This window comes from Paraburkholderia sp. (genome assembly GCF_035656215.1).
In the GTDB taxonomy this organism is placed as follows: domain Bacteria; phylum Pseudomonadota; class Gammaproteobacteria; order Burkholderiales; family Burkholderiaceae; genus Paraburkholderia.
Genome location: NZ_DASRSY010000097.1, coordinates 1 through 18,186, shown reverse-complemented (window position 1 = coordinate 18,186; position 18,186 = coordinate 1). Strand labels below are relative to the sequence as shown.

The 18,186-nt window shown below is 60.8% G+C and carries 18 protein-coding genes and 3 pseudogenes; 12 read left to right on the top strand and 9 right to left on the bottom strand.

Annotated features, from left to right (window positions below):
* Positions 1 to 149: pseudogene (locus tag VFE81_RS05605) on the top strand (ABC transporter substrate-binding protein); the annotation flags it as partial.
* 35 nt (positions 150 to 184) lie between these two features.
* Here the strand turns inward: VFE81_RS05605 and VFE81_RS05600 are convergent.
* Positions 185 to 376 (bottom strand): hypothetical protein, encoded by a 192-nt coding sequence (locus VFE81_RS05600; RefSeq protein WP_325043642.1) that lies wholly within the window; start codon positions 374 to 376, stop codon positions 185 to 187.
* Between the two features lie 236 nt (positions 377 to 612).
* On the opposite strand from VFE81_RS05600, the gene VFE81_RS05595 reads away from it, so the two are divergent.
* The 3 genes from VFE81_RS05595 to VFE81_RS05585 all read left to right on the top strand — a co-directional run bounded on the left by VFE81_RS05595 (position 613) and on the right by VFE81_RS05585 (position 3,525).
* Positions 613 to 2,451 carry an ABC transporter transmembrane domain-containing protein gene (locus VFE81_RS05595; protein ID WP_325043641.1) on the top strand — a complete coding sequence of 613 codons (1,839 nt, stop codon included), beginning with the start codon at positions 613 to 615 and terminating at the stop codon, positions 2,449 to 2,451.
* 32 nt (positions 2,452 to 2,483) lie between these two features.
* Complete coding sequence (locus VFE81_RS05590; protein ID WP_325043640.1) at positions 2,484 to 2,828, top strand: GFA family protein; 345 nt, start codon at positions 2,484 to 2,486, stop codon at positions 2,826 to 2,828.
* A 235-nt stretch (positions 2,829 to 3,063) separates the two neighbouring features.
* Entirely contained in the window at positions 3,064 to 3,525 is a 462-nt protein-coding gene (locus VFE81_RS05585; protein WP_325043639.1) for a CHRD domain-containing protein, read from the top strand.
* Positions 3,526 to 3,569: 44 nt separating this feature from the next.
* Here VFE81_RS05585 and VFE81_RS05580 read toward each other — a convergent pair whose 3' ends face one another.
* Both VFE81_RS05580 and VFE81_RS28940 read right to left on the bottom strand, forming a co-directional pair.
* Positions 3,570 to 4,262: a cytochrome b/b6 domain-containing protein gene (locus VFE81_RS05580; protein WP_325043638.1), complete on the bottom strand. Its 693-nt coding sequence runs from the start codon at positions 4,260 to 4,262 to the stop codon at positions 3,570 to 3,572.
* A 28-nt stretch (positions 4,263 to 4,290) separates the two neighbouring features.
* Positions 4,291 to 4,412: pseudogene (locus VFE81_RS28940) on the bottom strand (TIGR00366 family protein); the annotation flags it as partial.
* A gap of 194 nt (positions 4,413 to 4,606) precedes the next feature.
* Here VFE81_RS28940 and VFE81_RS05575 point away from each other — a divergent pair.
* On the top strand, positions 4,607 to 4,978 hold the full coding sequence (locus VFE81_RS05575) for a sensor histidine kinase (RefSeq protein ID WP_325043637.1): 372 nt from the start codon (positions 4,607 to 4,609) through the stop codon (positions 4,976 to 4,978).
* 68 nt (positions 4,979 to 5,046) lie between these two features.
* Here VFE81_RS05575 and copM read toward each other — a convergent pair whose 3' ends face one another.
* Positions 5,047 to 5,445: a CopM family metallochaperone gene (gene copM, locus VFE81_RS05570; protein WP_325043636.1), complete on the bottom strand. Its 399-nt coding sequence runs from the start codon at positions 5,443 to 5,445 to the stop codon at positions 5,047 to 5,049.
* 98 nt (positions 5,446 to 5,543) lie between these two features.
* The gene (locus VFE81_RS05565; RefSeq protein WP_325043635.1) at positions 5,544 to 5,741 is read right to left on the bottom strand and encodes a heavy-metal-associated domain-containing protein; all 198 of its coding nucleotides are present in this window, start codon (positions 5,739 to 5,741) and stop codon (positions 5,544 to 5,546) included.
* A 336-nt stretch (positions 5,742 to 6,077) separates the two neighbouring features.
* On the opposite strand from VFE81_RS05565, the pseudogene VFE81_RS05560 reads away from it, so the two are divergent.
* The 3 genes and pseudogenes from VFE81_RS05560 to VFE81_RS05550 form a co-directional block, all read left to right on the top strand.
* Positions 6,078 to 6,791, top strand: a pseudogene (locus tag VFE81_RS05560) (multicopper oxidase domain-containing protein); the annotation flags it as partial.
* Positions 6,792 to 6,972: 181 nt separating this feature from the next.
* Positions 6,973 to 7,941, top strand: coding sequence for a hypothetical protein (locus VFE81_RS05555; protein WP_325043634.1), 969 nt, complete (start codon positions 6,973 to 6,975; stop codon positions 7,939 to 7,941).
* A gap of 332 nt (positions 7,942 to 8,273) precedes the next feature.
* On the top strand, positions 8,274 to 8,624 hold the full coding sequence (locus tag VFE81_RS05550) for a fimbria/pilus outer membrane usher protein (protein ID WP_325043633.1): 351 nt from the start codon (positions 8,274 to 8,276) through the stop codon (positions 8,622 to 8,624).
* 44 nt (positions 8,625 to 8,668) lie between these two features.
* Here the strand turns inward: VFE81_RS05550 and VFE81_RS05545 are convergent, their stop codons facing one another.
* Positions 8,669 to 9,292 (bottom strand): ABC transporter ATP-binding protein, encoded by a 624-nt coding sequence (locus tag VFE81_RS05545; protein ID WP_325043632.1) that lies wholly within the window; start codon positions 9,290 to 9,292, stop codon positions 8,669 to 8,671.
* 300 nt (positions 9,293 to 9,592) lie between these two features.
* On the opposite strand from VFE81_RS05545, the gene VFE81_RS05540 reads away from it, so the two are divergent.
* Entirely contained in the window at positions 9,593 to 10,903 is a 1,311-nt protein-coding gene (locus VFE81_RS05540) for an MFS transporter (RefSeq protein WP_325043631.1), read from the top strand.
* Here the strand turns inward: VFE81_RS05540 and VFE81_RS05535 are convergent.
* The gene (locus VFE81_RS05535; protein WP_325043630.1) at positions 10,821 to 11,942 is read right to left on the bottom strand and encodes a helix-turn-helix transcriptional regulator; all 1,122 of its coding nucleotides are present in this window, start codon (positions 11,940 to 11,942) and stop codon (positions 10,821 to 10,823) included. The genes VFE81_RS05540 and VFE81_RS05535 overlap by 83 nt on opposite strands.
* A 136-nt stretch (positions 11,943 to 12,078) precedes the next feature.
* Here VFE81_RS05535 and VFE81_RS05530 point away from each other — a divergent pair, with 136 nt between their 5' ends.
* Together VFE81_RS05530 and VFE81_RS05525 are read left to right on the top strand one after the other, a co-directional pair.
* Positions 12,079 to 12,519 carry a hypothetical protein gene (locus VFE81_RS05530; RefSeq protein ID WP_325043629.1) on the top strand — a complete coding sequence of 147 codons (441 nt, stop codon included), beginning with the start codon at positions 12,079 to 12,081 and terminating at the stop codon, positions 12,517 to 12,519.
* 716 nt (positions 12,520 to 13,235) lie between these two features.
* Entirely contained in the window at positions 13,236 to 15,140 is a 1,905-nt protein-coding gene (locus VFE81_RS05525) for an AAA family ATPase (protein WP_325043628.1), read from the top strand.
* Between the two features lie 74 nt (positions 15,141 to 15,214).
* Here VFE81_RS05525 and VFE81_RS05520 read toward each other — a convergent pair whose 3' ends face one another.
* Positions 15,215 to 16,009 (bottom strand): sulfite exporter TauE/SafE family protein, encoded by a 795-nt coding sequence (locus VFE81_RS05520; protein ID WP_325043627.1) that lies wholly within the window; start codon positions 16,007 to 16,009, stop codon positions 15,215 to 15,217.
* Positions 16,010 to 16,204: 195 nt separating this feature from the next.
* Positions 16,205 to 17,389 (bottom strand): acyltransferase, encoded by a 1,185-nt coding sequence (locus VFE81_RS05515; protein WP_325043643.1) that lies wholly within the window; start codon positions 17,387 to 17,389, stop codon positions 16,205 to 16,207.
* A gap of 587 nt (positions 17,390 to 17,976) precedes the next feature.
* Between VFE81_RS05515 and opgC the strand changes: the two genes are divergently transcribed.
* On the top strand, positions 17,977 to 18,186 hold a 210-nt coding region (gene opgC, locus VFE81_RS05510; protein ID WP_325043626.1), incomplete at its 3' end, for an OpgC domain-containing protein.

Here is an 18,186-nt window from a genome sequence, read left to right as displayed (position 1 = left end):
AGGCAATGGGCGTGCCGAAAGCAAGAGGCGATGAAGCGGCCGCCTATCTCGCGAAGTTCGTCGAGGACATGAAAACGTCGGGCTTCGTCGCGGCGGCCCTGGCGCGTCATGGTATCGCGGGCGCGGCAGTAGCAAAAGACAATGACTAGGCAGCGGCGAGTGCGGGCGGGGATAAGCTCGCCCCCTAACGACGCCCGCTGCGGCCCCACACGTAACGCACCCAACGTTGCCACCTGCTCCGCTGCGGAGCGATAGCATTGCGCGATGCCTGCTCTTCGCGGTCGCGCTCGACGCTCTTCTGCACCTGTTCGTGAATCTGGCGCAGCGTCGAGCCGCCGGGGCCTTTCAGTTTGTCGGGATCGGAGTCGTCTGTCATGGGAATGGCCTGTTCCGGATGAGTCGACTTGATCTTGATACAGATGGGCACTCGCGGCAAGCACGCGGAAGCAGTCTGCCGACCGGCGCTTAGCCAGACAGACAGGCCATCAATCCTTCAGGACAGTGCGTAACGGACACAGAAGCACTGATGGAGCGTCAGGCATTTACATGAACCGACGTCGAATCCACAGGACTGGCACAATCTGGTGACCTTCGAGTCGCTTTGGAATCCTCATGCCAGACGCTGTCCCGCTTTCGCCACCTGCACTGAGTTCACCGCCTTCAGCCCGTATTGGCCCCCTGTTTGCGCTGTTTCCCTTCCTGCGCCCCTATGCCGGCCGCTGGGCGCTTGCTTTTCTCGCGCTGGTGACGTCGGCGGGCGCCACACTGGTCTTGCCGGTGGCATTCAAATACCTGATCGATCGTGGCTTCGCGGGGGGCGACCGGGCGCACATCGATCGTTATTTCCTCGCGCTATTTGTCGTTTCGCTGGTACTGGCCGGCGCCACGGCGCTGCGCTTCTATCTCGTGTCGTGGCTGGGCGAGCGGGTTACGGCTGACTTGCGGCGTGCGGTGTACGACCACGTCCTGGGGATGAGTCCGCAGTTCTTCGAGACCACACAGACCGGCGAGGTGCTGTCACGACTCACCGCCGACACCACGTTGATCCAGGCGGTAGTCGGCACCAGTCTGTCGCTCGGGTTGCGCAATTTCTTCCTGTTGACCGGTGGCGTGGCGATGCTGGCAGTGACGAGCCCGGTGCTGTCCGGCTACATCATCGCGACGCTGATCGTGGTGGTCGCGCCCATTGTGATCTTCGGCCGGCGCGTGCGGCGGCTCTCGCGCGCGAGCCAGGAGAAGATCGCGAACACGAGTGCGTTGGCGGGCGAGGTGCTCAATGCAATGCCGACGGTGCAGTCGTACACACAGGAGCCCTTTGAGACGCGGCGGTTTGCCGGCGCGGTGGAGGCGGCCTTTGAGACGGCGCTCACGCGCATTCGCGCGCGCGCCTGGTTGACTGCCGTGGTGATCGTGCTGGTGTTCACCGCCATCGTGTTCGTGCTGTGGCTCGGAGCGCAGGCGGTGCTGGCCGGGCGGATGACGGCGGGCCAATTGTCCCAGTTCATCCTCTATGCGGTGTTCACGGCCGGTGCCGTGGGAGCCGTTGCCGAGGTGTGGGGCGATCTGCAGCGCGCAGCCGGCGCAACGGAACGTTTGCTGCAATTGCTGGCGGCGCGCTCGCCGGTGGTGCAGGCCGAGACCACGGTCGCGCTGCCTGTGCGAGGCGAGGGCATCCGCTTCGACAACGTCAGCTTCTCGTATCCCTCGCGCCCTGGCATTGCCGCGCTTTCCGCACTCTCGCTCGACGTCCGTCCGGGCGAACATGTCGCCCTGGTCGGACCGTCCGGCGCGGGCAAGACCACGCTGTTCCAACTGCTGCTGCGCTTTTACGATCCGCAATCCGGCAGCATTCTGATCAATGGGGTGCCGACGCGTGACGTGCCGCTTGTCGAACTACGCAAGGAAATCGGGGTGGTACTGCAGGAATCGGTGATCTTTTCGGGGAGTGTGCTGGACAATATCCGCTACGGTGCACCGGAAGCCACGCTTGCGCAAGTACAACGGGCTGCCGACATGGCCGCTGCGGCCGGCTTTATCGAAGAACTGCCGCAAGGCTACGACACGTTTCTCGGCGAGCGCGGCGTGCGGCTGTCTGGTGGACAGCGCCAGCGCATTGCGATCGCTCGCGCGATCCTGAAGAATCCGCCGATCCTGCTGCTGGACGAAGCCACGAGTGCACTCGACGCCGCCAGCGAACGGCTGGTGCAAAAGGCGCTGGACAACGCCGCGCAGAACCGCACCACGCTGGTCATCGCGCACCGTCTCGCGACCGTGCAACAGGCTGACCGCATTGTCGTGCTGGAACAGGGCCGCATCGTCGCGCAGGGCCGTCATGCCGAGCTTCTTTTAAGCTCGCCACTCTATGCCCAGCTTGCAGCGCTGCAGTTCGGCGAACAGTTGGGGCAGACGGCGCAGCGGGGTGCTGTGAGCGATCCTGTTGGGTCTGCATGAAGACGCTGCCGACATGCTCAACAGGAGGATGGATGCCACGCTATACAGCTTCGTGCCATTGCGGCGCGGTCAGGTTTGCCTTTGACGCGCAGATCGACGAACTCGTGATCTGCAATTGCTCGTTATGCACGAAGCGGCATGCGGTGATGGTGAGTGTGCCGCGCGATAGCCTCCAGATTCTGGAAGGGCACGGTGCGTTGAGTTCGTATCGATGGAACACCGGGCAAGCCAGTCATCACTTTTGCTCGACTTGCGGCATTTACACTTTTCATCAGCGGCGCATCGATCCTGCCATGTACAGCGTGAACGCATTTTGCATCGACGGTCTTGACGTATCGGCGATTCCGCTGCGGAATGTGGACGGGAGAAGTCGTTAGACCCGTTGAAACCTGCTGCATCTTCTCGTTGCACGGAGAAGCCGAACGCGCGTTGGTTAGCCGCGGGCGCAGGCACTTCAAGGCCAAAGGCTTCCAGGACTCCACCTGGAGTTACCGGCGGCTTGCGTCTATCCTTATCTCACCTCTTTGGCTGCCCGCGGCGCCGACGAGGTCTTTCGCATTCTTTGATAGTGGCTACCGCCGAGCAAGGGCAAACCCAAAAGGAGAAAACCAGATGTCACGATCTATCTCGCAGCGCGCTTTCATGGTGTTCGGTGGCCTGGCCTTGGCGGCTACGCTGACCTTGGCGCAAGCCGCACCGGTCTCATTTCAGGTGCCACTGACGGGCGCTCAACAGGTTCCGCCGGTGCAGACGCCAGGCAGCGGCAGCGCAGACCTTACATACGACGCCAGCACGCGGGTCGTAACCTGGAAGGTCAGCTTCAGCGGCTTGTCGAGTCAGGGCACGATGGCGCATTTCCACGGGCCCGCCCCGGCCGGTAAAAACGCCGGCGTGAAGGTCTGGCTCTCCCAGAAAGGCACCATGGAGATGACGAGCCCGCTCAGCGGCCAGGCCACGCTATCCCCGGACGACGCCAAGATGTTCGAAGCGGGTGACATGTACATCAACGTTCACACCAAGAGCAACCCGGGCGGCGAGATTCGCGGCCAGGTGGTGCCGCCAAAGAGCAACTGACGCGATCACTGAAGCGGCACCCTGAGATCAGGTTCGCGGCACGCTCAGAGATACGCGGCGAGCAGCATCACCACGGCAGTACCGACGCCGAGCGGCAGCAGCGCCAGCAGCGCTGGCGTCTGCCGCGGCGCGTCGATGGATGGGGGCAACAGCTTGTAGCCGGTTAGCATCGGACGCAGCAGGTCGTGTCCCTTCGCTACTGCGTAGAGCGCGATCACGAGCACGTGCAGCGCTACGGCGGCGAGCAGCACGTCCCAAACAAGCCCGTGCAGCGTCGAGATCGCGTTGGCGAGCCACGCGGGCACCATTTCGCTCAACGGCCCTTCGTCGGCGATGTCGTTGTTGACGTAGAGCCCGCTCAGCGTCTCGACCAGCAGCAACGCGAGCAGGAGCAGGACCATCCAGCCGCCGGCCGCATTGTGGCCCACCTGCACATCCGGCTCGCGGCGAAACAGATGACGTAAATGACGAAGTGCAGCCGCAGGTGACGCCACGAAACTGCGAAAGCGCGCGGTCTCACTGCCAAACCAGCCCCACAGCAGCCGGGAAATAACCAGCGCGAGCAGCGTCTCGCCGACCCGGACGTGCCAGTCGATCCAGTTCAGTTTCAAGGTGACATAGGCGGCCGTGACCAGCACGACCACCAGCCAGTGAAACAGCCTCACCGGCACGTCCCAGACCAGCACCGGGCGGCGGACAGGCTGTGTCGGCCTGGTGAGAGGTTCGTGAGCATCCATGTGTCGCGCCTCGGTCCGCAAGCGGCTGGAAGAGATTCAGGCCCGGAATGAACACCACGCCGGGGAAGGCTGCGCGGTGACGCACTGGCCCATGATATCCCGTACGCGAAGCCCCGCAATCGCAAGCGCCGGCAGCACTTCACACGGCTCTCGTCCCCACCGGCCCTTCCGAAAATCGGCTGCATTTCCACCGCCGGTCAGCCACCCGTCGGGGTAAACACCCGGCACATTTCGTTCCGACGGAAAGCAGTCAGAAGGCGTTGGTTTTTGATACTCCACGCAAGCGTTGCATCACACGATCCGTAGATATCGGGCGGGTGCTTCGCAACAGGAGACACCCCGATATGCCACCGTTCGCCCGCTTCATGGCGCTCGCCTCGACTGCCTGTGCGTGCCTGTTCTGGACGCCCGAGGTGATGGGAAACGAGCCCTTGTTGTCCGTGCTGCTGTTCAATCTGCTCGACAATGCCATTCGCTATACGCCAGCCGGCGGACATGTCGCCCTCAAGATCGATTCGACGGGCGAGCGCGTGACCCTAACCATCACGGACGAAGGACCGGGTATCGGCGCCGAGCTTCGTGAGCGTGTTTTCGAGCCGTTCTTTCGTGCCTCCAGCGAAGAGGGGAGTGGGCTTGGGTTGTCGATCGTGCGCGAAATTGCACGCGCGCATCGGGCTGAGGTTGCGTTGGGTGAGGGAACGGCCGGACGAGGGTGAGTGGTCTCGGTGGTTTTCCCGGCCGTTCGAGCGTGAGACCGGGCTAACCGTAAGGGAAAAGCCCGTTGTCACTTCACACCGTGCCTGGCCTGCCAGCGTTGCATGAACGCGATCTCGTCGTGTTGTGCCTTGATGATGTTTCGGGCCAACCGTTTCAACTCGGGATCTTTACCGTATTTCAGTTCCACCTGCGCCATTTCGACCGCACCTTGATGATGCGGAATCATGTGGGCCACGAAGTCCTTGTCGGCATCGCCCGTGTAGGCCGGTGCGTCCATGGCCTGCATCATTTTCTCGTCGGCGTCCTTGAATGCCTGTGTCGATGCGCTCGACCCGCTGTCCGCCGAAGCGGACATGTCCATGCCGGGCATCGACGCACCCTGCTGGGCATGGACGGGCGCCGCGGCGACAGCAAACGCAACGCCGCTGAAAAGGCACAAGGCACGGAATGCGCGAAGATTTTTCATGTTGGGTTTTCCGTGGGGACAAAAGTTATGTCGGGCGACCATGATGCCGCAAACAGGTCGCAAGACTGAATCGACAGAGCTGGCCTGATGCGATCGGTTTAGCGCTTGAGCGAAGGATGAAAACCCGCCGCCTCGATTGCCTCGATGATGCGTGCCGGCGGCAACGTCGACGTGACCGTCACGATTTTAACGGGGACCTCGACCTCGAGCGTCGCCGCGGGGTCGAGGCCGGTCACTGCACGAGTAATGGCATTGGCGCAGCCGCCGCATGACATATCCGGGATTTCGAGTTCCATTTCTTGCCTCCAGTGAGAAATCAGAACTCAAGCCTGGGCCTTCCCATAGTGGGAAGGTCAAGCATATATGTCTATGTTCATGCTGTCGCCAACTCTCGCCGTATGGAAGCAAAAAGCTGCTTCAGACTGATGCGGTCCCGGCCTTACAGTCTTCTTAAACAGCGTGCCAGACTCCGTACCCATGTCTTATTGGCGCAAACTTTTCCTCGTCGTGCTGCTCGCGCTGAGCCTTCCTCCCTTTGTTCGTGTCGCGTCATTTCTGACTGGCGGCATCGAACGACCTCCCCGAATCGCTCTCGTCTAGCTCCCTCGCAGCGTGATGCTGCGATGTTCAATTTCGCCTTGATGGCCAAAACCGTTTCGGACGAACTGCTGCTTCGCTATAACGGCCAGGCTCCAGGGCCGACCATCGAGGCGGTCGAAGGCGACAAGATTCGTATCTTCGTAACCAACAAACTGCCGGAGCACACCACGGTTCACTGGCACGGCATGCTTCTGCCGTGCGGCATGGATGGCGTGGGCGGTCTCACGCAGCCGCACATTCCGCCGGGCAAGACGTTCGTCTACGAGTTCCAGCTGGAGAAGCACGGCACCTTCATGTATCACCCGCACGCCGACGAGATGGTGCAAATGGCAATGGGAATGATGGGCACGTTCATCGTTCATCCGAAAGATCCGGACGTCATGCGGGTGGATCGTGACTTCGTGTTCATCATGTCCGCGTACGACATCGATCCGGGCAGTTTCACGCCGCGCGTGAACGAGATGACCGACTTCAACATGTGGACGTGGAATGCGCGCGTCTTTCCCGACTACATGGCGATGGGCAGCACAGGCGGCTCAATGGGTGGGATGGAGATGCCGCTACCCGATAACACGCTGCCGATGATTACCGGCACGGGGCCATTCGGCGCGCTGGAGATGGGTGGCATGTTCAGCGTCGTGAAAGTACGGGAGGGATTGGGGCGCAACGACTACCGGGATCCGGGGTGGTTCAGGCACCCCAAGGGGACGGTGGCCTATGAGTTCACCGGCGAGATGCCGGATTGAGCAGACAGTGCGGCTCACTTATCCAGGGAAAACCTTACCGGTCGTTTGTACGCTAGCTCACTAAGACGAGCCAGACTTACTTGGCTCGACTTTTTGAAATGCCTATGCTGGGACCTGCATACCTTCGCAGCAAACAGGTGGGTGCCATTTCAAAGAATACCTAATTAATTAGGAGGCAGGTATGTTGAGAAAGGTGGTCGACCGGGCGAAACGATTCCGGCGCAGCGAGGGATTCAAGCACTCTGTGGCCACGCCGCGCCGGATTTCACTTCATGCTACCCAGCGTCTGAACAGGGGCATTTTTTCCATCGAGATTCAGGAGAACTCCGGGTTTTTCTCCGTGTTGCAGATGGTCCTGTTTATTCTGATGTATTGCGACGAGAAATGCCTCACCCCGTGTATTAGTGCGCGCGGTGGGTTGTATGGCGACGCCGAAGGAAAACTGGACTGGTTCTCGGCTTTCTTCGAGTCTGTGCACATCGCCTCGGGAGCTGTTGTCACCCATAAGGTGAGAACGTCGACCGTTCGCGACCTGGTCCAGTTGGGCTTTCGTCAGCGTTATGAGGCCCGGCTTCAACTCAGGAGCGCAAGTGAACTATTCTTTGCGCACTATCGGCCGGCCACGCATATCTACGAAGAAGTCGACTCGATCTGCCAGACGCTCGGGATCGACACGTCGACCCTCGGCGCGCATTTCAGAGGCACCGATAAAACGCTGGAAGCCGTCCCGGTTTCATGGGGAAGCTTTTGCCGACAGGTGGAATCGACGCTCGCGGAAAACCCGCAGTTCACCAATATTTTCATCTCGAGCGACGAACAGGCGTTTATTGACTTCTTTATCGTCTGGCCATTCAGCAAACCGGTCAGGGTAGCACCGGCAAAACACCTTGCACGTGGCAGCACGCCCGTTCACTTCAGCGGCTATCCGGGACTCGACATCGGCCGCGAAGCGCTGGTTTCCAGCTTGCTGCTGGCCAATTGCGGGTTCCTCGTCAAGACGCCGTCCTATCTGTCTGCGTGGTCGAAAATATTCACTCCCTCTCTTCCGATCAAGCTCGTATCGCCGCCGCGCCCGGACGCATTCTGGTTTCCCGATAGCCAGCTCTGGCTCGAACAGGCCGCGCACGATAAAGCGGCTCAAGCGGCATAAGCTGTTGTCAGCGCCGGCCGTTCTAGAACGGCAGCGCGAACGCCTGAAAGTCTCCCAGCAAGCACATACCGCTACGCTAGCCCGCCGGTCCCGCCGGTCTTTCGCACCAGGCCCATCGTTTTTACGAAACTCCGCGAAGTATTAACACTGCGTTTACGCGGATTTTCCTAAATTTCACGGTGCAGGAGTCCGTTGTGGGAGACCAGGCCATGGATCTGCTTTACCTCATCGCAATCATCGCATTCAGCGGCCTCGTCGCGGCCTTCGTGATGGGTTGCGACAAGCTTCGCCGCGCGCGGGGGGTCTCGAATGAACTTCAATAACCTGTTGCCGTGATTCCGTATCTGACGCCGTATAGCCTGAACACGGTCGAAATCGATCCGAAGGGGATCCCGCTCGACGTCGAGTTCAAGTCGACCAGCCAGCAGGTGGCACCGCGTGCCAACTCGGTGGTGATGATCCACTTCGGCACGGTAACCGGCAGGGCGGCGATGATCTCGGCTCGCTTGCCGAACGGCGCACAGTTGCCATTCGGTGCGACCGTGTATGACACGAAGGGGCAGAGCGTCGGCGCATCGGCGAGCGCGACCCGCATCCCGTTGACCGCGCAGTACATCTCCATTGGCACGGTAGGGCCGGGTACGGTGAAGGGACTTGCCACTTTCACAATGAGCTATCAGTGAAATTTGAAGTCCCGGCGTATTGACTGCGCCGGCGCAGAGACCTTCTAGCCGCGCATATTCAGGTCCGCAAAACTGATGGTTTTCGCCGCGCAAGCGTGCGTAAAGGCCGTGTCGTAGCTCGAGAAAAAGACCGTGCGGGTTTCGGCGAGCGTGATGAACAGATCGACCAGAACGCCGCGCGCCCAGGCGTCGAGCCCGCCGACCGGTTCATCCGCGATCACGACTTTCGTCTCGCCGAGTACGGCGCCCGTCAGGAAGATTTTCTTGCGTGTTCCAAACGACATCTGCTCGAAGCGCTTGTCGAGATGCGATTCGAGTCCGAAGCGAGTGGCAAGGTCGAGCGTGTTGCTGCCGACCGTTGTCTTTCTCTCCGACGCCACGCGCGCCAGGTACTCACGACCGGTCTGGTCGGGATACGCCATGCAGTCTTCGGGCACATACGTGAGCACGGATTGCGCCTCGTGCGGCGCGGTGCGCAACGAATGGCCACCGAGCCACACCTCGCCAGCGTCGGGCTCGATCGTGCCGGCGAGAATGCCAAGCAACGTCGACTTGCCGCTGCCGGATTCATCGTTGAGCGCCACGCATCCTGCGGCGGTGTCGTAATGCAGCCCCTGAAAGACGATGCGTTCGCTATAGCGCTTGCTGAGGTTCTCGAATCGAAGCATGGGATGAGGAGAGTGTCAGTCGAAGAATGTGCCGCGCGCGCCGATGCAGATTACGTTCAGCACGATGCACGATGCACGACGGCGAGGATTTTTCGGGAAGTTGGCGGTGCGCAAGTGTAGCAGCGCGGTCAGATGCTTTCACCGCGTCTGACAATTACGCCACCCGCCTGTTACGCGCGCGAAGCGACGATCTGCGTACTCAGTGTAAAGTTGCGTGGTTTTGCGCCGTTAAAGAAAAGAGCTTTACCGCCATTCTGCCAATCTCCTGAATACCTCGACGCCCCCCGTCGACCGCAATCCATGCAAACTGCTGCCCGCGAAGCGGCCCAACCATCCCGCGCCGAACTCAGGCATATCGTCATTGCAATTGTTATCGGTAACGGCTTCGTCGCGTACGACTTCACCGTCTACAGCTTTTCCGCAGTCATCATCGGTAACCTGTTCTTTCCATCGAGCAATCCCGCGTCGTCGCTGCTGCTCTCGCTCGCCACCTTCGGCGCGGGCTTCGTGATGCGTCCGCTCGGCGCGATCATGATCGGTCATATCGCGGACAGCCGTGGCCGCAAAGCCGGTCTCACGGTTTCACTGACGCTAATGACCCTTGGCACATGGCTGATTGCCTGCCTGCCGGGTTATGCGTCGATCGGCCCCATCGCGCCGGTGTTGATGGTGCTCGCGCGTTTGATGCAGGGGCTCGCGGCAGGGGGGGAGATCGGACCGGCATCGGCTTCGCTGATGGAGTCGGTCGCCTACCGGCACCGTTGTTTCATGGTGAGCTGGCGCGGCGCGAGCCAGGGAGCGGCTGCCTTCGCCGCCGCGTTGGTCGGGGCGAGCACCACGGCGCTGCTGCCGCCCGCCGCCATGCATGACTGGGGATGGCGCGTACCGTTCGTGCTGGGTGGGCTGATCGGACCGGTCGGCTGGTACCTGCGTCGCCGGATGCCGGTGGCCGCGCCCTCGCAGCGTTCGCGGCTTAGCCCGAGGCGTATGTTCGCGGAGTACCCGCGCCCCCTCGTCTGCGGCCTTCTGATGATGGCGGCGCCTTCGGTGGGCATCTACCTCACCGTTTTCTATATGCCGGCCTATCTGGTTCGTATGCTGCATCGGCCGGCGGCAATCAGCCTCCTGACGGCCTGCCTGTCCGGCCTCGTGATCCTCGTGGTGACGCCGCTCGTGGCGCGCGCGGCCGACCGCTGCATGAGCCGCAAGACGTTGCAGTACGCGGCACTCCTGGCCTCGCTGGCGCTTACATGGCCGGCATTCTGGGCGTTGACCCACGGCGTGGGTGACGTCGCCGCGCTCGTCATCATCACGGCGTACGTGGCGCTTGCGGTCAACAACGCCGGCCCGAGTTCCGTGCTGATGATGGAAGCTTTTCCGGCGCATCGGCGCGCGGCCGGACTTTCGGTGATTTACAGCTTCGGCGTTGTCCTGTTCGGCGGATTTTCGCCGTTCCTCGTGACGTGGCTGATCAACCGGACGGGCGATCCAATGATTCCTGCGTGGTATCTGATGGCCGCGACCCTGCTTACGCTTGTTGCGCTGAGAGCATTTCCCGAGGCAAAGGTGCCGGATGCGTGCGTTGCCAGTGCTTCGCAGCCGTCGGCGTAAGCTCCCACGCGCTGCGGTGCTGCAGGTCCAATGCGCGCAACCGCATATCCTGGGGACTCATGTCGAAGGCGCGGCGAAATGCGCGGGTGAAATCGGATGCGCTTTGGAAACCGAGTCCGTAAGCGATTTCCGTTACCTGCAGATGCGGGAAACGGACTAGTTCGTCCGCCGCTTCCCGTAACCGGCGATTGCGGATGTAAGCGCCGAGGCCGCCTTCATGTTCGAACCAGCGATAGATCGTGGCGCGTTTCAGTTGTAGCGCCTGAACCACACTGGTCGGCGTGAGATCGCTCTGGTGCAGGTTAGTTTCGACGTAGCGCCGAACCTGTCCCATCACGGCAGCCTGCGTCGCCGACCGGCTCGCGCCTGTCAGACGTGCTTCCTTGCGGAAGGCAGCGAGCAGCAGTTGAGCGCCGGCATGCAATGCATCCGCCGCGGCGACCGGGTCGAGCGTGGAGATTTCCCGGGCGACGGCCGCCAGGTGGTCCAGCACGAGTCCGGTCAGCGGCGAACCCTGCTGCACAATCCGACCGTGAATCGCCGCGCCGTCGCGCAGTTCCTCGTCCACGATCGCGGACGGGACAAACAGGCTCAGAAGCCGGCATTCGGGCCGTTCGGCCCGAAACGGCTGGTTCAGATCGAATGCGACGATGCCCTGCACCGAGTCCGGCGAGCTGCGTTTCTTGCGCATGCCTGTCACATGGCCGATTTCGCCTTCCACGAACAGTTGAAACACGTAATCGCGCCGCGAGTCTGTGGAAACACGCGCGACCGATCGTTCCAGCAGCATCGATTCCGTGCTGCAGTCCGTAAACACCATTCCGCCGACTGCATATAGATCGATCTCACCGCGAAATCCCCCGGCGATCTGCTCTTTCGACGGCGGCACGTCGACCACATGCCCCACGCGCTGGCGCCAGGCCAGAAATTGTTCCTCGGCGGGGAGCGCGTGCGTGCTGAAGCGGCTCGTAGAAATGGCGGAGCGCGAGTCAGCTGCGGCGGCAGCGGCCAGGTGTGGCGGCAATGTGCGCTGGTTCATGGATCGGTTGCTGCGAACTGGGGGACGCGATGCTGGTGAGGTAGCGATGGTAACCAAATATTTAACACGCTGCCGTGCGGAATTGAGACGTATGGTAAAGCCTAGCAAAAAACCTGCGGTATTGTCGGATGATTAGATGCAGCTCGCTTTCGTCGACGGCGCAATAAATCTGTTTAAAACAAGCCCCGTTTTTGGAATCGCTACTGCACGTAAAAAGAGCGCCGATCGGCATTCGCGGCGCAATGGGTGCGAGGCCCAGGCTTTGCCCGGCGACCAATTTACGGGGTATCAAAAGATGAACGGCACGAATAAGCCTTCGCCCGCCTTGCGCGGGCGGCGTTCGGCCAATCTGGTAGACAGCCAGTTGGAGCATCTTGAGAGCATGGTTCAGTACGTGACGCGTGGGGACGCGGTGAGCGTGCTAGTCACGCTCGACCATGAGTACTGGGAAAAACGCGTTCGCACGCTGGAAGAAACTCACGAGTTGATTGCCAGCCAACGCAAACGGGTTATCAAGCTTCTCGACCAGCTCGGGAGCGAAGCGCAGATGAAGCTGAGGCGGCGTACGGCCGCCTGAGTCTGAATCTGTTGAAGGGAAGGGTTGCAAGGATCGGGGGTAGTTGCGGGAGAGCAGACCGGTGTCTTAAAGCACTGGCAATAGAAAAAGAAGGACCTGAGAGTGCGGCGAGATGCGGACGGGCCCATTAGAGGCTCGCCGCTCAGTTGCAAAAAAGGTGGGCGTCTTGCCCATCGGACGTTCGGGGGTGTTGCTGTATGCGCCTCCAGACTTGGCCGAGCGACCGGCCGAGGGTGGCACACAAGTGCCGTCCTCGCCGGGCGCTTGCTCGGCTGATCCCCAGTATCACTCCTTACACCGGCTCATAGCCGCCAGCCTGCCTGGATGGGCTTTTCCAATACTCCTCGATTTACTGCAATTTCGATCGCTTTTTAATAGGGCGTGGTTGATCGCAGATATTCAGAATACGCGGCGAATATAGGGCTGGTAAACTGTGCGCCGGAGCGGCGGGTCGTCGTTTTTGAGGCGACGATCGCTCCCCCAATTCGACGACATGAATCGCCGGATACACGGTAGAAATGGGCCTTTTCCGCAAATTGGAACGGCGATTACCCGGCATACTGGCCGGTGTTCGGGTTGCTAAAAGGGACGCATGGTTTGGTGTCCTTCTTTCCGCGCATGCGCGGTGTCGCGTCAGCCGATTCCCCCTCGCCAACCGCTACCACCTGATTTTGACCAGTATCAGGGCCCCGTTGGCCCGTTTTTGGAAGTGACTCATGAAGCCGGGAAAGAACTCGCTTGGGAAAAGACGCGCACGCAAGATCGCCATTGGGCTCGGCGCTGCACTAATCGCGGCATTACTCGCATTCAGTGTTTGGCATTACCAGCAACGCGGCGCGCAGGCCGCCCCGGCGCTTACCGGCATCGCGAACCAGATGCGTCACGACACCTCGGCGTGGGCGCGCGAAGAGAAAGACGCGTCGCAAATGTTGCGTGACATTCACGACACCAACGTGGCCGCGATCGGCGTGAGTCCCAACGCGATTCTCGTGTCGAAGCGCGACGGCGCGAAGTACTTCGTCACTGACCATAACGCGATGTTCTCGCATGCGCTGCTGCTCGGCGAATCCAAAGCTGACCAGACTGCGCCCTACGAGCTCGTTTGGCTGCCCGATGCCGACATCCGGACCGGCGCGGCGCGCTGGGCTCCGGTGTTCGGCCAGGTGCGTGACGCGATCAGCGTGCTGTTGCCGCTGTTGCTGATTGGCGGCATGGTGTGGTTCATGCGCCGCGAGATGAGAGGCGGCGCGTCGCTTCTCAGCAAGGCGCCCACGCTACGGTTCGACGACGTGATCGGCGCGGGTGAGGCGAAGGCGGCGCTCGCGGATATCCGTGGCTATCTGTCCGATCCGAAGCAGTTCACGTCGATGGGCGTGCGCGCACCGTGCGGCATTCTGATGGTCGGGGGCCCAGGCGTCGGCAAGACGCGGCTTGCACAGGCACTCGCCGGCGAATGCGGTGCGAACTTCATTTCGATCACGGGCAGCTACTTCAGTGCGAAGTACTACGGCGTCGGCATCCAGAAGGTCAAACACCTGTTCGAACTCGCGCGCAAGAATGCGCCCACGGTCATCTTTATCGACGAGGCCGACGGTCTCGCCAAGCGTACGGATACCGGCGGCGGTCCCGTCGAGGCTGAGAGCAACCGGATCATCAATCAGTTGCTGGCGGAAATGGATGGCTTCGCTTCGAACGAAGGCGTCATCATCGTCGCGGCGACCAACCATCCTGACAGTCTGGACGAGGCTTTACGCCGGCCGGGCCGGTTCGATCGCACTGTACAGGTCCGTTTGCCTGATCGCGAAGATCGCGCCAAAATTTTCCGCTTCTACGCGGAAAACCTGAAATCGAAAGCCGCCGACATCGACTACGATCAACTCGCTCGCCTGACCACGGGCCTTTCTCCCGCAACGGTCGCGATGGTCGTGAATCAGGCGGGGCTGGTCGCGCGCAAAGCCGGCGAGACGGAGATCGCCTCGAAGCATTTCATGGAAGCGATCAAGATTGCGCGTATCGGCGACGTGAGCGGCGCCGAACGGGCACTGAGCGAGGACGAACGCACGCGTATCGCAGTGCACGAAGCGGGGCACGGACTCGTCGCCGCGCTGCTCGGCACCGGCGTGCTCGAAGAGGTCACGATCCTGCCGCGTGGCGGCGCATTGGGTGTCGCGCTCATCACGAAGGCGCAGGACAAGCACCTGTACCGCGAAACTGAAATCCGCAACGAAATTCAGGTCTTGCTCGGCGGACGCAACGCCGAAATTCTCACGTTCTCCGAAGCGTCGAGTGGCGCTGCGTCGGATCTGCAGGAAGCGTCACGCATCAGTCTCGACATGGTGTCGAAGTTCGGCTTCAACCGCGACGGCGATCTGTTCAGCCTCGCGGCACTGCCGTCCCAGTATGCCGGCCTGCAAATGAAGAGCGCCATCGAGCACGCCAACGTGTTACTCAAGGAATTGAACGAGTTGTGCTATGGGCTCCTGCACGCCTATGAGCCTGTGTTGCGCGCTATTGCCGACGAACTGCTCGAACGGGAGACCGTTCCGGGCGAAATCGTTTACCGGTTAATCAAGGAGCACAAGAGCGGGCTGAAGATTGTCCACGAGCCGGCTGCCGCTTGAGCCGTTTTGCGCTGGAGGAGCGCAAAGAAACGTGTTCCATGGTTTGGATTGACCGGCACGCGCAGCCTGAGCGCTTATAAAACCCCGGATTTCCAAACCATTTGCGCAGCGGCTGCCAGAACGAACACCAGAACCAGAACGCGAAACGCCCCCGGCGGCAATCTGTCTCTTAGCGGCCGTACCAATAGCATTCCCGCGATCACCGGCACACTTGCACAGGCCGAAATGGCCAGATCGCTCCAACTGGCATGCGCGCCACCACTAAACGCGGCGACCAGCGTAATAATCGAAACCACCAGAATAATCGCGATCTGCTTCGTAAAGACTTTCCCCGTGGCGCCCGTGGCGATCAAATACATCGCCAGCAAAGGCCCCGGCACCGAAGCGATGCTCTCCATCACCGCCGCACCGAATCCTAGGACGAAACCCGCGGGCTTCGCCCATGCCGGTGACAACGTAAACCGCGGCGAAAGCAACAGGAGCAGCGCCGCAACGATCAGCAATACGCCCGCGGCAGCCTGCGCGCGATGCGGCGTCAGCGAGATCAATACGCTCACGCCGACGATGTTGCCGATCACCGTACCGATCAATGGCGCGGCAATGCGCCGAACCGTCGGTAGCATGTCGCCGCCTTCCAGTGCCTGCGGAATATTGCCGAGAATGATCGGCATGGACAGCAATAGAACAGCTTCCTTGATCGGCATGAACTGGCTGAGAATCGGCATCGCAACCAGCGGTACACCGATACTCACCACGCCCTTGACCATCCCGCCCAGCAATAGCGCTGCAATGATGCCGAGCAGCGCGTAAAGGCTGAGCGTCTGCAGGCTCGCGCCAAGCACGCCGTTGGCGAAACTGAAATGAAGCATCGTTGAAGTCCGCGAGCCAACCGCGCGGACCAGATAGAGGGACCGGAATTCGCGCGGGCAGTGGCTTGTTTTTATCGTTCGGCCTGTTCAGTGCCCGCGTGTCGCGCAAGGTTCGAAGCAGCCGGCTAAGTGAGGCCGCATGATACCGCGCTCTTACTCAAGTCGCCTGCAAGCGGAACGTAAGGGGCGGTTCCTTCAAATGGCATCTGAAGTGGCGTCTTCATTTCTCATTGCACGCCCGTTGCGATCGGTAGATGTGGACGGCGTTTGCGTGGAAGTTGACGTCGCGGTGGCCACTGGTGCGCGCCGCGTTTTCAGGCGAAGAATCGGCGCTTCGATCAGCCGCCAGGACAGCATGGCCATCGTCAGCGAAATCAGGAACGAGGCGACAATTCCGGCGACGTGCGCCCACAGCGGCACGGTACCGCCGAAGAGCGCCGTGGCGTGGCGATTGCGGGTCAGGTCCGGAATCAGATTGTGATAGAGATAAAAGCCGTAGCTGATGCGCCCGAAGCTCACCAGCCAGCCGGTTTCGAGCAGGCCGATCACTGCCGCGTTACGGCAGCATGCAATCGAGCACACTAGCGCCGCGATGCAGACGCCATACAAGGCGCTGACCATCGTGAAGGCAAGCGCACTGCCCAACTGACTCCACCTTGGCTCGGTCGTACAAAACCCCACAAGGCAAACACTCAAAACGAACAGCGTCGTGCCATGTCCGAGCACGACTCGCAAGCGGCTCGCTTTCCCGGCGATCATCAAGCCGCCAATCCCGCCCAACGCCAGCAACCAGAAGTTGCTCAATGGATGCGTATAGATAGTGATTTCCGGCCACTGCGCCGCGCGCATTGCCAGCAGCGAAGCGAGTCCAACCGCTACGATCGCGAGGCACACCGCCCGATGCCGCCGCACGGCAACCAGCAACAATAGCGGCGCAAACACGAGATAAAACTGTTCTTCGATCGCAAGACTCCAGAGATGCGAGTAACGCCCCGGCCAGTAATGCAGCACGGAACCGATCCAGATGTTCGACAGATACGTGAAATGAAACGGCATGCCGCTAGCCAGTTCGGGACTCGCCATGCCGAACGTCATCAGCACGCACATCACAACCAGCATCAGGTAGTAAATCGGAAATATGCGCAGCGTGCGGCGAAACAGAAAACGCTTCAATTCAGCGCCGAACCGGCCGCCGTTTCTTTCGATGCGGGTGCGTTGTGCGGACAGAATACCGATGATCAAAAAGCCGCTCAGCGCGAAGAAGATCCACACGCCGAGGTGACCGATCTCGCCGATTTCGCCGAATAGTCGGTGTTGAAAAAATACCATCAGGACTGCAATGGCGCGCAATCCGTCGAAGCCGGCAATCCTGTTGTTCATGTGGGTGTCTTCCAGTGCGAAGGCGACGCGCAAGGCGCCGCCGTTCAGGGCGATAGTGGAAGGACCGGAGCGCATTGGTGACGGCAAAGTCAGCCACGGCAAATAGAAGGCGTCGCAGTGACGCTCAGCAAGCCGGGAGATCGAAGATCAGCCCGGCAGCGTGTCCGGTCCACATGAGTGGCCGCCGTCGAAAGGTGGCATCGCGCGAAACGCGGGATGCACCAACGGGCGTGCATGAATTCATCCTACGACGAAAAAAAGCGAAAAAAATCGCGCGTCACAATCAGTGATTTTTTTCAGCGACCCTTACCGATCGAGCTCACGCTCGACGCATTAAAGCCGCAAAACTTGCCGCAAGACTTTCCGCCAACGCAATGCGTGACGACTCAGTTTTACCGTACGCCGACATCTGGATTTCGGATTGCTGCCAATCCGCATGCATTTAGAGGGCGGTTGTCAGCGTACGTCGACGTGATGCACGGCAACGGTGGGAACGTTTTATTGTTATGAAGTTCCTACCGGAAACAACCTTGTACGACCGCATTTCACGGCGTATCGCATACGCACGCCATCTTACGAGAACCTGAATGGACACCCGCCGCGGACGCTCGATCGAAGTGGATTTCTTCCGCGGCGTCGTACTGATTGTCATCGTGTTGGACCACATGCCTGGCAGCACGCTGTCGCATCTTATGTTGCACGCCTATGCCTTGTGTGATTCGGCTGAAGTGTTCGTGTTCCTCGGCGGCTATGCGTCGGCGGCCGCGTATACGGCGGTGCTCGCGGGCCGCGGCGAG